The organism is Arthrobacter pascens (assembly GCF_017052465.1).
Classification (GTDB): domain Bacteria; phylum Actinomycetota; class Actinomycetes; order Actinomycetales; family Micrococcaceae; genus Arthrobacter; species Arthrobacter pascens.
In genome coordinates this window covers 55,700-69,762 of the sequence record NZ_JAFHKT010000115.1, presented here as the reverse complement: position 1 = coordinate 69,762, position 14,063 = coordinate 55,700, and the positions used below count along the sequence as shown (strand labels likewise).

General features: G+C 66.1%; 15 protein-coding genes. 13 read left to right on the top strand and 2 right to left on the bottom strand.

Annotation, left to right across the window (positions count from 1 at the left end):
* Positions 1–83 precede the first annotated feature (83 nt).
* Together dapB and JYA52_RS05675 are read left to right on the top strand one after the other, a co-directional pair.
* A complete protein-coding gene (gene dapB / locus JYA52_RS05680) occupies positions 84–842 on the top strand; it encodes a 4-hydroxy-tetrahydrodipicolinate reductase (RefSeq protein ID WP_205652227.1) in 759 nt (252 codons plus the stop codon).
* 5 nt (positions 843–847) lie between these two features.
* On the top strand, positions 848–1,336 hold the full coding sequence (locus JYA52_RS05675) for a hypothetical protein (protein WP_205652226.1): 489 nt from the start codon (positions 848–850) through the stop codon (positions 1,334–1,336).
* Between the two features lie 16 nt (positions 1,337–1,352).
* Here JYA52_RS05675 and JYA52_RS05670 read toward each other — a convergent pair whose 3' ends face one another.
* Entirely contained in the window at positions 1,353–2,588 is a 1,236-nt protein-coding gene (locus JYA52_RS05670; protein WP_205652225.1) for a heparan-alpha-glucosaminide N-acetyltransferase domain-containing protein, read from the bottom strand.
* 69 nt (positions 2,589–2,657) lie between these two features.
* Between JYA52_RS05670 and JYA52_RS05665 the strand changes: the two genes are divergently transcribed.
* From JYA52_RS05665 to JYA52_RS05630, 8 genes are all read left to right on the top strand, one after another.
* Positions 2,658–3,002 carry a hypothetical protein gene (locus JYA52_RS05665; protein WP_240459985.1) on the top strand — a complete coding sequence of 115 codons (345 nt, stop codon included), beginning with the start codon at positions 2,658–2,660 and terminating at the stop codon, positions 3,000–3,002.
* A 9-nt stretch (positions 3,003–3,011) separates the two neighbouring features.
* Entirely contained in the window at positions 3,012–3,770 is a 759-nt protein-coding gene (locus JYA52_RS05660) for a carbon-nitrogen hydrolase family protein (protein WP_205652224.1), read from the top strand.
* Positions 3,771–3,867: 97 nt separating this feature from the next.
* Positions 3,868–4,776 (top strand): 4-hydroxy-tetrahydrodipicolinate synthase, encoded by a 909-nt coding sequence (dapA, locus tag JYA52_RS05655; RefSeq protein ID WP_205652223.1) that lies wholly within the window; start codon positions 3,868–3,870, stop codon positions 4,774–4,776.
* A 42-nt stretch (positions 4,777–4,818) separates the two neighbouring features.
* Positions 4,819–6,510 (top strand): ribonuclease J, encoded by a 1,692-nt coding sequence (locus JYA52_RS05650; RefSeq protein WP_205652222.1) that lies wholly within the window; start codon positions 4,819–4,821, stop codon positions 6,508–6,510.
* A 91-nt stretch (positions 6,511–6,601) separates the two neighbouring features.
* Positions 6,602–9,532, top strand: coding sequence for an FtsK/SpoIIIE family DNA translocase (locus JYA52_RS05645; protein WP_205652221.1), 2,931 nt, complete (start codon positions 6,602–6,604; stop codon positions 9,530–9,532).
* Between the two features lie 9 nt (positions 9,533–9,541).
* Positions 9,542–10,207: a CDP-diacylglycerol--glycerol-3-phosphate 3-phosphatidyltransferase gene (gene pgsA, locus JYA52_RS05640; protein ID WP_205652220.1), complete on the top strand. Its 666-nt coding sequence runs from the start codon at positions 9,542–9,544 to the stop codon at positions 10,205–10,207.
* A complete protein-coding gene (locus JYA52_RS05635; RefSeq protein WP_205652219.1) occupies positions 10,204–10,698 on the top strand; it encodes a CinA family protein in 495 nt (164 codons plus the stop codon). The genes pgsA and JYA52_RS05635 overlap by 4 nt, the downstream gene beginning before the upstream one ends.
* Positions 10,699–10,836: 138 nt before the next feature.
* On the top strand, positions 10,837–11,289 hold the full coding sequence (locus tag JYA52_RS05630) for a helix-turn-helix domain-containing protein (RefSeq protein ID WP_205652218.1): 453 nt from the start codon (positions 10,837–10,839) through the stop codon (positions 11,287–11,289).
* 107 nt (positions 11,290–11,396) lie between these two features.
* Here the strand turns inward: JYA52_RS05630 and JYA52_RS05625 are convergent, their stop codons facing one another.
* Positions 11,397–11,906: a MarR family winged helix-turn-helix transcriptional regulator gene (locus tag JYA52_RS05625; RefSeq protein ID WP_205652217.1), complete on the bottom strand. Its 510-nt coding sequence runs from the start codon at positions 11,904–11,906 to the stop codon at positions 11,397–11,399.
* A 42-nt stretch (positions 11,907–11,948) separates the two neighbouring features.
* Here JYA52_RS05625 and JYA52_RS05620 point away from each other — a divergent pair, with 42 nt between their 5' ends.
* From JYA52_RS05620 to JYA52_RS05610, 3 genes are all read left to right on the top strand, one after another.
* Positions 11,949–12,173: a DUF3046 domain-containing protein gene (locus tag JYA52_RS05620; RefSeq protein WP_205652216.1), complete on the top strand. Its 225-nt coding sequence runs from the start codon at positions 11,949–11,951 to the stop codon at positions 12,171–12,173.
* Positions 12,174–12,375: 202 nt separating this feature from the next.
* On the top strand, positions 12,376–13,428 hold the full coding sequence (recA, locus tag JYA52_RS05615; protein WP_205652215.1) for a recombinase RecA: 1,053 nt from the start codon (positions 12,376–12,378) through the stop codon (positions 13,426–13,428).
* A 103-nt stretch (positions 13,429–13,531) separates the two neighbouring features.
* The gene (locus tag JYA52_RS05610; protein WP_205652246.1) at positions 13,532–14,008 is read left to right on the top strand and encodes a regulatory protein RecX; all 477 of its coding nucleotides are present in this window, start codon (positions 13,532–13,534) and stop codon (positions 14,006–14,008) included.
* Positions 14,009–14,063: the final 55 nt, after the last annotated feature.

The following is a 14,063-nucleotide window of genomic DNA, read 5'->3' as shown; positions in this document are numbered from 1 at the left end:
ACGTGAAGCATGAATGAGACTCGTCTGAGAGTCTTCTCATACGGGTTCCGCCCGGCCGCCGGGCGAAAGGTAGGGTTGAAGCCATGATCGAACAACTTCCTGTCGCCGTGCTGGGCGCGAACGGGCGCATGGGCGCCGAAGCCGTCAAGGCCGTGGAATCCGCTCCCGATATGAAGCTCGTCGCTGCCCTCGGGCGCGGTGATTCCCTGACCTCGCTGACGGACGCAGGTGCCAGGTTCGTGGTGGACCTCACCGTGCCGGAGAGCACAGAGGCCAACGTGCGCTTCGCCGTCGAGAACGGCATGCATGCCGTTGTCGGCACCACCGGCTGGGACGCCGGCAGGCTGGAACGGCTTGAATCGCTGCTCACGGGCCACGAGGGCGTGGGCGTCCTGATTGCACCGAACTTCGCCCTGGGCTCTGTCCTGGCGTCGGCTTTTGCGGCCAAGGCCTCCAAATATTTCGAGTCCGTGGAAGTCATTGAACTCCACCACCCCGACAAGGTTGACGCGCCCTCCGGCACGGCTGTCCGCACGGCCCAGCTGATCGCCGCAGAGCGCGCTTCGGCGGGCGTCGAACCCAGCCCGGACGCCACCACCAGTGAGCTCGCGGGCGCCCGTGGCTGCGAGGTGGACGGAATCCGCGTGCACAGCGTTAGGCTCCGCGGCCTGGTGGCGCACCAGGAGGTTCTGCTCGGAGGCCCGGGGGAGCAGCTGACCTTCCGGCACGATTCGTTCGACCGCGCCTCGTTCATGCCCGGGGTCCTCTTGGGCGTGCGGAACGTTGCGCAGCACCCCGGACTCACCGTGGGCCTGGATGGCTACCTGGATTTGGGGCTGTAGAAAACGTGGAACGCGCTTTTGGCTGGCTGAAGAAGAACCGCACCAAAATCTGGGTGGGCGCGGTGACGCTTCTGCTGGTCTTCTACCTCGTCGTGTCCTTCCAGCGGTCCGTCCTCCTGCTGACGGACCCCGAACCGGTGGCCAAAGCCATCGGGGCGGCGTACCTGGTACTTCCCGTTATCGGCGCCTGGGCCCTGATCCGTGAACTGCTGTTCGGCGCCCGCACCGAACAGATGGCAAAGGTGCTCGAGGCCGAAGGCGGCCTCCCGGTTGACAACCTTCCGCGCACGCCGGCGGGAAGGATCGTCCGCGCCGCTGCGGACCAGGAATTCGAGAAGTACCGGGCCGAGACCGAAGCCGCCCCCGATGACTGGCGTTCCTGGTTCCGCCTCAGCTGCGCCTACGACGCCGCCGGAGACCGCAAGCGCGCCCGTGCAGCCATGCGTGACGCGGTGCGGCTCTTCCAAGCCTCCAAGGGCGCCCTCGCCCGCTAGCTAGCTGTACAGCTAGCTAGCGGACCCTGTCCGGTTCGTGCCGCCCCACCTGGTTCGCGGCGTGGCCAAGCCATTCGAGCGGCCCCCGCTTCTTCAGGAGCAGGAATGCCATTCCGATCAGCACGGCCAGTGCGGCATGGGCGAAATACATCCCGTCCTCGGTCCAGCCGGCCGGCAGGGGCTGGAGATGGAACGAGGCCACCACCCACACGTGCACTGTGTACAGGGTCAGGGTCATCGCGCCGGCCCCGCGAAGGGGCAGCAACAGGTCCAGGTCCAGCCATTCCCCGAGCCTGCCAACCAAGAGACACAGCCCGACGACGGCCACGGCCACGCCGCTGGTGTGCAGCAGGTCCAGGGTGGTCCCTGAATGCGGTGCACTGGCAGCCAGCCACCACCACGACCCTTCCTGCCGGACGCCGGCCAGGTTAACCTGCAGGATGCTGTCCAGCGGATAGTTGGGATCCGAGAGTATTTCCTGCAAAGCGGCCCGGCCGCCCCAGGATTCCATGGCGGCTGTGCCCAGAACCTTGGCGAACGCGGCCACGGCGCCACCGGCAGTCAGGAGCAGCAGGGGAAGGCCGGCCGCTGAGAGTGACAGCCTGCCGATGATGAGTCCCACCAGCAGATAAGAGATCCACTGAAACACGGGGTAGTAGCCCGTCAGAAACAGGTCGCCAAGCAATTGCCCGGGCGTGGACAGGTCCTCCCACCCCGGGTTGTGGTTCAGCTGCAGGGGCGGATCCGCGGCCATCAGCCACGGCCGAAGCAGGAAGGCGAGCACAGGGGAGCCCACAATCCAGCCGGCGGCCCAGGCGCAGAGGGCCTTCAGCCGCAGCCCGATGAACGGCAGGATGCACAGGAAGAGCACGGCGTAGTGCACGAGGATCACCGCGACGTTGACCTCCAGGCCGCCAAGGGCCAGGCCGACGACGGCAATCACCAGCGCGCGCAGGGCTATGCCACGCCGGGCCGCCGTGAGGGCGCTGCCTTCCAAAGGACGCTGCTTGCCGGTGGACAGCGCAAGTCCAATTCCTGCCAGGACGGCGAAGAGGGCGGCGGCGCGGCCTGAAAATGTCAGCCCGATCCAGGTGGGGGTCAGGTTGGCGTCCGACTCGAAGGTGGGGAGCAAGTGGGTGGCCATCATGCCAAGCAGGGCAAGGCCGCGGGCGGCGTCAATGCCTGCAAGTCGGGTGCCGGCTGCAGGGCCTTTCGAGGTTTTGGACGATGCAGCCGTACTCCGCGAGGTCATGATGTGATCGTCTCACATCCAGCCTGACGGAGGCTTGTATTCGAATATATGTTCGAATACTATTGCGGCATGTTCAACTCATCGGGGTATCAGCCGGAACCACGCACGCAGTCGCCAAGCAGCGCCGACGGTCCTCTGCGGGCGATGAGTCCGGGAGTGGTGGACTACCTTTTCAGGCAGCTTGTGGCGGGGAAGCCGGCCGAGGACGTGCAGTGGGGCTGCGAGGGAATTCCGCTCTCCGCCCAGCCGCCCGGGGCGGAGCTGGCTCGGCGGCTGTCGGAGACCGATCTCGAAGCCCTGACGCCCACGGAGCTGTTCCATTACGTCCGCGCCGCCCAGCGCCTGGCCGCCTGGGCGGAGTCGTTACGGGAGGCTGCTGTCGGCCGCTACTGCGCGGGAAAGGATCCTGCCTAGGATGGAGGCGTGACCGGAGCGCTGACCGTATCTGCCATCCAATACCAGCCCCTCGAGGGCGGTGTGTCGGCCAACGTGCCGGAGCACGTCCGTCTCATCGAGGATGCGGATTCCCACGGTGCCCGCCTCGTGATCTTCCCGGAACTGTCCCTGACCGGCTACAACCTGCCGCTGCTTCGGAGTGCGGACCAGTGGCTTGTGCCGGGCGATGCCCGGCTCGCCGCGGTGCGGGAGATCTGCCGGCGCACGGGCGTAACCGCCGTCGTGGGGGCCGCCCTGCGGGAATCTGACGGCACGCCCCGGCTGGCGTCCCTGGCTGTCCACCCCGACGGGTCGGAGGAAGCGGGTTTCAAGGCGCACCTTCACGGCGCTGAGGAAGCGCTGTTTACGGCCGGTCCGGGGCCGGCGGTTCTCGACGTGGACGGCTGGAAGATCGCCCTGGCCATCTGCTTTGACGCGGCGCATCCCGTGCACTCCGGCACCGCGGCCGCAGCCGGGGCGGACGTGTATGCCGTCTCGGCACTTTACACGCAGGGTGAGGGGCCCCGGCTGGGCCTGCATCTGGGGGCGCGCGCCATGGACAACCGCATGTACACGCTCCTGGCCAACCTTGGCGGCCTGACGCCCCTCGGGCCGTCCTGCGGGCTGAGCGGTTTCTGGGGGCCGGACGGGCTGGCCATGCAGCACGCCTCGGGCACGGGAACGGAAGTGCTCACGGCCGTGCTTCACTGGGGTGCCCTGGAGCGGTACCGGCACCCGGCAATGTGACGGTCCTCGCTTCCTGTTTGACGCCTTGCCCGAGTTTGACCATCATCACGCGCCCGCCATTGTCCTAACCAGCCGGTGACAGGGTAACGTTTTTCCCATGGCTGACACTTCCGCGAACATTCCTGCTCTTGGTACCCTCCTGACCGCGATGGTCACGCCCTTCACCAAGGACGGCGAAGTGGACTACCAGCAGGCGGCGGAATTGGCCGTCAAGCTCGTGGACAACGGCTGCGACGGCCTGGTGGTCACCGGAACCACAGGGGAAACCTCCACCCTCACTGACGAGGAAAACCTGGGCATGTTCCGCGCCGTCAAGGACGCCGTCGGAGGACGGGCCGCCATCATCGCCGGCACGGGAACCAATGACACCGCACACTCTGTGCACCTTTCGCAGCAGGCGGCTGCCCTCGGAGTCGACGGCCTCCTGCTTGTCACGCCGTACTACAACAAGCCCAGCCAGGCGGGCGTCCGCGCGCATTTCGAGGCCATCGCGTCGGCAACGGATGTGCCCGTCATGCTTTACGACATCCCCGGCCGCTCCTCCATCCCAATCGCGCCCGAGACCATGATCCGTCTGGCGCAGCACCCGAATATCGTCGCCGTCAAGGACGCCAAGGCCGATTTCGCTGCAGCCACCCGCGTCATGGCCGAGACCGACCTCCTGTTCTACTCCGGTGACGACGGACTGACCCTGCCGTGGATGGCGTTGGGCGCCGTCGGCCTGGTGGGTGTCACAACACACGTTGCAACCCGCCGCTTCCGGGAGCTCATCGACGCCGTCAATGCGAACGACCTGGGCACCGCCCGGAAGATCAATTTCGAGCTTGAGCCCGTCGTGCGTGCCACCATGACCCGCGTTCAGGGCGCCGTTGCCGCCAAACAAATTCTTAAATGGCAGGGAGTCCTGCCCAACTCGATTGTCCGTTTGCCCCTCGTGGAGCCGGACGAAGCCGAGATCGAAACCATCCGCGAGGATTTGGCGGAAGGAGGGCTGGTCTATTCCTGACGGACTAAGACCGGCACTCTTCCGCCTGGAAAGAAGTGCATTATGACCCAAGTTGCCCTACCCGGCCTTGTCACGCCTCCCCGCCTTGCCGAAGGCACCCTTCGGATCGTCCCTCTCGGCGGCCTGGGCGAGATCGGCCGAAACATGGCAGTCTTCGAAATCGACGGCAAACTGCTGATCGTTGACTGCGGTGTCCTCTTCCCGGAGGAGACCCAGCCCGGCGTCGACCTGATCCTGCCCGATTTCTCCTACATCGAGAACCGTCTGGATGACATCGTGGCTGTGGTGCTGACCCATGGCCACGAAGACCACATCGGCGCTGTGCCGTACCTCCTGCGGCTCCGCAGCGACATCCCGCTGGTCGGTTCGCAGCTGACGCTCGCCCTTGTCGAAGCCAAGCTGCAGGAACACCGCATCCGGCCCTACACCCTGACGGTGACCGAGGGACAGGTGGAGCAGTTCGGCCCGTTCCAGTGTGAGTTCGTTGCAGTCAACCACTCGATTCCCGATGCGCTGGCCGTCTTCCTCCGCACCGCCGGCGGCACTGTGCTGCACACGGGTGACTTCAAGATGGACCAGCTCCCGCTGGACGGGCGGATCACCGACCTCCGGCACTTCGCCAAGCTTGGTGAAGAAGGCGTGGACCTGTTCATGTCAGACTCCACCAATGCCGACGTCCCCGGCTTCACCACGGCGGAAAAGGAAATCGGTCCCACGCTGGACAGGCTCTTCGGCCAGGCGACCAAACGGATCATCGTGGCGTCGTTCTCCTCCCATGTCCACCGTGTGCAGCAGGTCCTGGACGCCGCGGCCAAGCATGGCCGCAATGTGGCGTTCGTCGGGCGTTCCATGGTCCGGAACATGGCGATCGCCGCAAAGCTCGGGTACCTGGACGTGCCGGAGGGCATTGTGGTGGACCTGAAGAACATCGACGGCCTGCCGGACAACAAGGTGGTGCTGATGTCCACCGGCTCGCAGGGCGAGCCCATGGCCGCGCTGTCCCGCATGGCCAACGGCGACCACCGCGTGGTGGTGGGCCACGGCGACACCGTCATCCTCGCCTCGAGCCTCATTCCCGGCAACGAGAACGCGGTGTTCCGCATCATCAACGGCTTGCTGAAGCTCGGTGCCGACGTCATCCACAAGGGCAACGCCAAGGTCCACGTGTCGGGCCACGCCGCGGCCGGTGAGCTGCTGTACTGCTACAACATCCTGGAACCGCTCAACGCCATGCCCGTGCACGGCGAGACCCGCCACCTGATCGCCAACGGCAAGATCGCCGAGGAATCCGGCGTGCCCGCTGCGAGCATCCTTCTCGCCGACAACGGCACGGTCATCGACCTCAAGGACCACCGTGCCGACGTCGTGGGCCAGATCGAGGTCGGCTTCGTCTACGTGGACGGATCCAGCGTCGGCGAAATCACCGACGCCGACCTCAAGGACCGCCGGGTCCTCGGCGACGAAGGCTTCATCTCCATCATCACGGTCATCAACCGGGCCACCGGCAAGGTGGTCTCCGGACCCGAGATCCACGCCCGGGGCGTCGCGGAGGACGACTCGGTCTTCGACGACATCATCCCCAAGATCAACACCGCGCTGGAAGAGGCCGTGCTGAGCAATGCGGACCACACCACCCACCAGCTGCAGCAGGTGGTCCGCCGGATCGTTGGAACCTGGGTCAACCGCAAACTGCGGCGCCGCCCGATGATTATCCCGGTGGTTCTCGAGGCCTAAGCCCGCCACGGGCTCCGGGGGCAGGCGAACACAGTCCCCGGACGCCCGGAAATCCGCGGAATCCGGCCCGGATTGGAGTACCGTGGCACATATGGCCACACGTACTTCCCCCGCGCCAAAACGTACTCCCAGCGCTAAATCAGGCACGTCAGGGGGCCGCGGCGGCTCCGCGGCGTCCAAATCCGCCCGGGGCGGGGCGTCCGGAGGAACCGCGCGGACGCGCCAGCTGGCCGCCGTCGAACCCCGGCAGCCGTGGCTGCTGAGGGTGATCGGCGGTGCCTGGCTCGGGATTGGCCACCTGGTCGGCGGGGGAGTGCGGCGGATCGGCCACGACGTCAGCGACCTGGCCCCGGAAGAACGCCGTGACGGGGCAGCGCTGTTCAACCTTGCGCTTGCCGTCTTCATCGCCACCTTTGCGTGGTGGGGCCTGCGGGGCTGGTTCCCGGATACCGTCTACGCCGTGGTCAACGGAACCTTCGGCTGGATGTCGCTGGTGCTGCCGCTCATGCTGTTCGTCTGCGCTGTACGGCTGTTCCGCCGGCCGGACGACGGCCGGGGCAACAACCGCGTGGGGATCGGCTTCCTGATCATGACCTTCGCAGGTTGCGGGCTTGCCCACGTCATCGGCGGCCAGCCGACCGTTGCCCAGGGGTTCGACGGCCTGCGCCAGGCCGGCGGCATGCTGGGCTTCCTGGCGGCGTCGCCGCTTGCTGCCATCCACTCCGCCGTGCCGGTGGCCCTCTATGGGCTGCTGGCCTTTGTCTCGCTGCTCATCGTTACGGCGACGCCTTTCAGCGCCATTCCGCGGCGCCTGCGGGCAGCCTACGAGCACCTGATGGGCATCGACCTCCAGGACGACGACGGCGATGTCCACGACCGCAGCTACCTTTACGAAAATGCCGCTGCCGCTGCACCGAAAAAGAAGCGCAAACGGCTCTTCGGCAAGGACCCGGAAGGCGACGGGCGCCTGGAGGGCTACGTCGGTGACGAGGCCTTCGAACATGCGGTCATTGATGACGACGCCGCAGCGGCACAATCCGGCAACAGCGCCGGTAACAGCGGCCCGTCCGGCCAGGGCGCCCCTGCGGTGGCGCCCGGTGTCCGCCGCCCCACCCAGGCCGAGATCGCCGTCGAGAAGATCAAGGCCGCCCAGGGGCTCGGCTCCAAGGGCGGGGATGCAGACGGGGACAACGCCACGGAGGCCATCCCGCTCGTCACCCCGGGCATGGTGGCCGCCGGTTCGCTCAACCCGGCGGGTGCGGCTGCTGCCGCGCACGTGCCCTCCAAGCCGGTGGCGCCCGCGCCGCCGCCAACGCCCATCCCGCAGCGCACCGAGCAGCTCTCGCTGGCCGGGGACGTCACCTACACCCTGCCGTCGTCGGACATGCTGACCCCCGGATCCATCCCCAAGGAGCGGACGGAAGCCAACGACGCCGTCGTCGCGGCCCTGACGGATACGATGACGCAGTTCAACGTGGACGCCAGCGTGACCGGCTTCAGCCGCGGCCCGACAGTCACACGATACGAAATTGAACTGGCGCCGGGCACGAAGGTGGAGCGGGTCACGGCCCTGTCGAAGAACATCTCCTACGCCGTCGCCAGTTCCGACGTGCGCATCCTGAGCCCCATACCCGGCAAGTCGGCCATCGGCATCGAGATCCCGAACACCGACCGCGAGACTGTGTCGCTGGGCGATGTCCTCCGCAGCCAGAACGCCCGCCGCACGGACCACCCGATGGTCATGGGCGTCGGCAAGGACGTCGAAGGCGGATACGTCGTCGCGAACCTGGCCAAGATGCCCCACCTCCTCGTGGCCGGCGCCACCGGCGCCGGTAAGTCATCGTTCGTGAACTCGATGATCACCTCCATCCTCATGCGCGCCACCCCGGACGAGGTCCGGATGGTCATGGTGGACCCGAAACGCGTGGAACTGACGGCCTACGAGGGCGTGCCGCACCTCATTACGCCCATCATCACCAACCCCAAGAAGGCGGCCGAGGCCCTGCAGTGGGTGGTCCGCGAGATGGACGCCCGCTACGACGACCTGGCGAACTACGGTTTCAAGCACATCGATGACTTCAACAAGGCCGTCCGTGCCGGCAAAGTCCATCCGCCCGTGGACTCCAAACGCGTCATCCGGCCCTACCCGTACCTTCTGGTGATCGTGGACGAACTTGCCGACCTCATGATGGTGGCCCCGCGCGACGTCGAGGATTCCATTGTCCGCATCACCCAGCTCGCGCGTGCCGCCGGCATCCACCTGGTGCTCGCCACGCAGCGGCCGTCCGTCGACGTCGTCACCGGCCTGATCAAGGCCAACGTGCCCTCGCGCATGGCCTTCGCGACCTCCTCCGTCACCGACTCCCGCGTGGTCCTCGACCAGCCCGGCGCCGAGAAACTGATCGGCCAGGGTGACGCCCTCTTCCTGCCCATGGGGGCCTCCAAGGCCATGCGCGTGCAGGGCGCATGGGTGACGGAGTCGGAAATCCACAAGGTGGTGGAACACGTCAAGGGCCAGCTCAAGGCCGACTACCGGGACGACGTTGCTCCCGAGGCGCAGAAAAAGCAGATCGACGACGACATCGGCGATGACCTCGAAGTCCTGCTGCAGGCCACGGAACTGGTGGTCACCACGCAGTTCGGCTCCACCTCGATGCTGCAGCGCAAGCTCCGCGTCGGGTTCGCCAAGGCCGGCCGCCTGATGGACCTGCTCGAGTCCAGGGGCGTGGTGGGGCCCTCGGAAGGGTCCAAGGCCCGCGACGTGCTGGTCAAGCCGGACGACCTCGCCGCAGTGCTGGCTGCCATGAAGGGCCAGGAGGCTCCGGCGGCCCCCGACTCGCAGACCGCGGCACTGAGCGACAACGCCAACGCCAACATCGCGCAGGGCGGCTACGCGGAGGACCTCGTCGCCGCCGACCTGGACAACCGCACCCAGAATGTTGAGTATTACGACGGCGCCGACGGCAGTTCCGGCGACGATGAGGACGGATCCGAAGACGCCTGGTCCCTCACCGGACGGTAGCCTAGGAAGGTGACTAGCACCGAAGCGACCGCGGCCGGCTCCAACAGCTCCGGAATCTGGAATCTGCCGAATATCCTGACGATGCTCCGCATTGTGCTGGTGCCGTTCTTCGTGTGGTTCCTCATCGCGGATGCTCCCGGCCTGCACAGCGAATCCGGACCATGGCGCTGGGCCGCCGTGGCAGCCTTTGCCGTCGCGATTTACACCGACAAGCTCGACGGCGACATCGCCCGGAGCCGCGGGCTGGTCACCGATTTCGGAAAGATCGCCGATCCGATTGCCGACAAGCTGCTGATCGGTTCTGCCCTGGTCATGCTTTCCGTGCTGAACGAACTGCCCTGGTGGATTACGGCGGTCATTCTCGTCCGTGAGTGGGGCATCACGGCGCTGCGGTTCTTCGTCATCCGCTACGGAGTGATTCCCGCCTCCCGCGGCGGAAAGCTCAAGACCGTCGTGCAGACGGTCGCGATCTTCCTCTACCTGCTTCCGCTGTCCCCCCTTGCACCCTGGCTGGTGTGGGTGGCCCTGGCAGTAATGCTGGTGGCCGTGCTCATCACGGTCTGGACCGGCGTTGAGTACGTCCTTGAAGCCCTTAAGGTCCGTGCCCAGGGGCTGCGGCACAGGGCCGAGGAACGGCAGAACCAGAACCCGGACACACAGGAAGGAAAGGCATGAGCAACCTTCACCGGATCGCCGGCGAGACAGTCGCGGCAGCCATCGCGCGGGGCGTCACCGTGGCCACGGCCGAATCACTGACAGCCGGCATGGTCACGGCAATGCTGGCGGACACCGCAGGAGCGTCGGCCATCCTCCGGGGCGGTGTCGTTTCCTACAGCAATTCCGTCAAGCGGGACATACTGCGCGTTCCGCAGGAACTGCTCGACGCCGTCGGCTCCGTCGACGGTGACGTGGCCGCCGCCATGGCGGAGGGCGCTCGGAACGCCTGCGGGGCGGACCTGGGAGTGTCCACCACCGGCGTGGCCGGTCCGAACGGGCACGACGGCAAACCGGTGGGAACTGTCTTCATCGGCATCGCCACAGCGCAGGGCGCCACATCGTATCCCTACAGTTTTGAAGGGACCCGGGCGGAGATACGGGCGCTGGCCTGTGAGGCGGCACTGGCGCGGCTCCAGGAGGCTCTGGCATCGCTAAGCTACCGGGAGTAAGGTTGCCGGGAACAAAAACCATTACCGAATAGTTGTTACATTGTGTCGCTTCTCCAAGAGGGAGGCGCCTAGGATGAAAAGACCAACAGCGGTTCGCTTTACGGCGAGCCGGACACATGAGGGAGCAAGGCGATACAGATGGTAAAGCAGCCCGTATCCGTAAACGGCGTTGTCCGCTGGAAGGATGTGGGCCTCGCCGATCAGGCCAAGAGCGAACAGAAGGAGCGCAAGATGGTAGTACTTCGTCACGAAATCGGTGATGTCCTGCGCGATGTCCGCCAGCGTCAAGGGCGTACCCTCCGCGAAGTGTCGCACAGCGCCCGAGTTTCCCTGGGCTACCTGAGTGAAGTGGAGCGCGGCCAGAAGGAAGCCTCTTCGGAGCTGCTGTCTTCGATCTGTTCAGCCCTGGATGTTCCGCTGTCCAGCATGCTCCGTGAGGTCAGCGACCGTGTGGCCATGGCCGAAGGCGTTGCTGTACCGGACACGGTGCCGCAGGAGTTTGCCCAGCGCTATGGCCGTGACCTTGAGCGCGACCTCAGCACCGAACTGAACAACGAGCTGGCCAAGGGCCTGCTGTCCGGCGCCCGGTAGCGGCCTCGATTCAGGCCGGTACAGGAAAGATTTGAGACGATGGCCCCCGGCAGAAGCCGGGGGCCATCGTCATTTTCGAAGATACCGTCGTTGCCTGGATGCCGTCCCTAGAGCTCCCCGTCTTTGGGGAACCCGTCACGTTCGTACGTGGCGTTGAGCTTGGCCATGTAGGTGGCCAAGGCCTCCAGGTCCTCCACCGGCCATTCCCCCAGCCGTTCCCGGAAGACCTGCCGCCTTGCGTCCTGCACCTGGTGCATCTTCTCTTCACCCTTGGGCGTGAGGCGGATTGTCTGGGCGCGCCCGTCCAGCGGATCGGCTTCCTTGAGCACGAGGCCGATGCTCTCGAGGAACGCGATCTGCCGGCTCACAGAGGGCTTGCCCACGCCGATGCAGGACGCCAGTTCGGTCAGCCGGATGGGTCCCGTCTTGCGGATCATCGTGAGCAGCCCGTAGGCAGCAGGCTCCATGTCCGGGTGCACCTCGCGTGAGAGCTGCTGGGAGATGGAGCGGGCGCGCCGCCAAAAAATACTGATCTGATGCTCCACTGACTTCAGCGCGGCATCAAGTGTGTCCTCCGAGGGTGCGGACACTCCCGGGACGTCAACGGGGTTGCTCATGGCAACCATTCTAGAGTCCGCGGCCATGAGAGACTCTATGGCGTGCGGATTAGTGATTTTTGGCGGCTCATGGACGACGAATTCGGTGCAGGCTACTCCCGCGTGCTCAGCAGCTCACTGAGCCTCGCGGGCGTGGGAGGCCGGACAGCCGACGAGGCACTGGCCTCCGGCATCAACCCCCGAGACGTCTGGCTCGCCATGTGCGACGTCCAGGACGTTCCCGCCGAACGGCGGCTCGGCCGGGACATCAAGCCGAGTCCCAGCTAATTCCTACCCGCGGGCAGAGTCCTGACACGCCGACCGATTGTTCGAATATTTGTTCGGACGGGACTATGCTTTTTTCAGCGGGTTATCCACATACGCGGTCCCGCCCGGCAATATTGTCACAGGGCGGCGCTAGCGTCAGTGATGACAGAGAACAGGGCCGCACAGGCCATTCCACAGCGAGAAAGCATTAGAGGTGTGAACCATGGCGGCAGCCCCGGATCGTGCAAAGGCGCTTGAAGCAGCGCTTGCCCAGATTGACAAGCAGTTCGGCAAAGGCTCGGTCATGCGGCTGGGCGATGAAGTCCGCGCCCCCATCGAGGTCATCCCCACGGGATCGATCGCCTTGGATGTTGCCCTGGGAATTGGCGGACTGCCGCGCGGCCGCGTTGTTGAAATCTACGGTCCGGAATCGTCCGGTAAGACCACCGTTGCGCTGCATGCCGTCGCCAACGCCCAGCGGCAGGGCGGCATCGCGGCGTTCATCGACGCCGAGCATGCCCTGGATCCCGAGTACGCCGCCAAGCTCGGCGTAGACACGGACGCCCTGCTGGTCTCCCAGCCGGATACCGGTGAGCAGGCGCTGGAGATCATGGACATGCTGATCGGTTCCGGCTCCCTTGACGTCATCGTCATCGACTCCGTGGCGGCACTCGTGCCGCGGGCGGAAATCGAGGGCGACATGGGCGACAGCCACGTCGGCCTGCAGGCCCGCCTCATGAGCCAGGCCCTGCGGAAGATCACCGGGCGGCTCAGCCAGACCAAGACCACGGCCATCTTCATCAACCAGCTCCGCGAAAAGATCGGTGTGTTCTTCGGCTCACCCGAGACCACCACCGGCGGCAAGGCCCTGAAGTTCTACGCGTCCATCCGCATCGACGTCCGGCGCATCCAGACCCTGAAGGAAGGTGCCGATTCCGTCGGCAACCGCACCAAGGCCAAAATCGTCAAGAACAAGATGGCCCCGCCCTTCAAGATCGCCGAATTCGACATCATTTACGGCCAGGGCATCTCCCGCGAGGGCGGCATCATCGACATGGGCGTGGAGCACGGCATCATCAAGAAGTCCGGTTCCTGGTTCACCTACGACGGCGACCAGCTCGGCCAGGGCATGGAGAATTCCCGGCGCTTCCTCCGCGACAACCCGGAACTGGCGGCGGAACTCGAGCGGCTCATCAAGGAAAAGCTCGGCGTCGGAGTGAAGCCCGCCGCCGATGCCGAGGCGTCACCGAAGCTGAAGGCCGTTGACGGTTTCTAGCAGCAGGCGGCGCGGCCGGGTGCCCGGCGCTGAGGCGGGCCGGCCGTCTGCCCCAGCGCTGCCGCCCGCAGCCGCGGAAGACAGGGACGCCGACCCCGCGTCAGTGGCGCGGGCGATTGTGCTGCGACAGCTGACCAGCGCGCCCAAGAGCAGGCTCCAGCTGGAACGGAAGCTGGCCGAACGCAATGTGCCCGAGGATGTCGCCGCCGCGGTCCTGGACCGTTTTGAAGAGGTCAGGCTCGTCGACGACGCTGAATTCGCGGACATGTGGGTGCGCAGCCGTTCTCAGACCCGGAAGCTGGCCAAGGGCGCGCTCCGCCGCGAACTCGCTGACAAGGGGATTGATCCGGAGACGGCCGCGTCGGCCCTGGAACAGCTCAGCGACGAAGACGAGGAAGCCGCGGCCAGGCACCTGGTGGAACGCAAGCTCCGCCCGGGCGCAGACCTGTCCGACCGTGCCGAGCGGGACAAGACCACCCGGCGTCTGGCCTCCATGCTCGCACGCAAGGGGTACCAGCCCTCGCAGGCCTTCCGGATCGTTGGCGAGGTGCTTGACGCCGCGTCCGGGGGCCGGGCATAGTCTCCGGCGCCGGGCGTAGCTTCTGGGCCGAGGCTGGCTGTCAGGACGGGCAGCA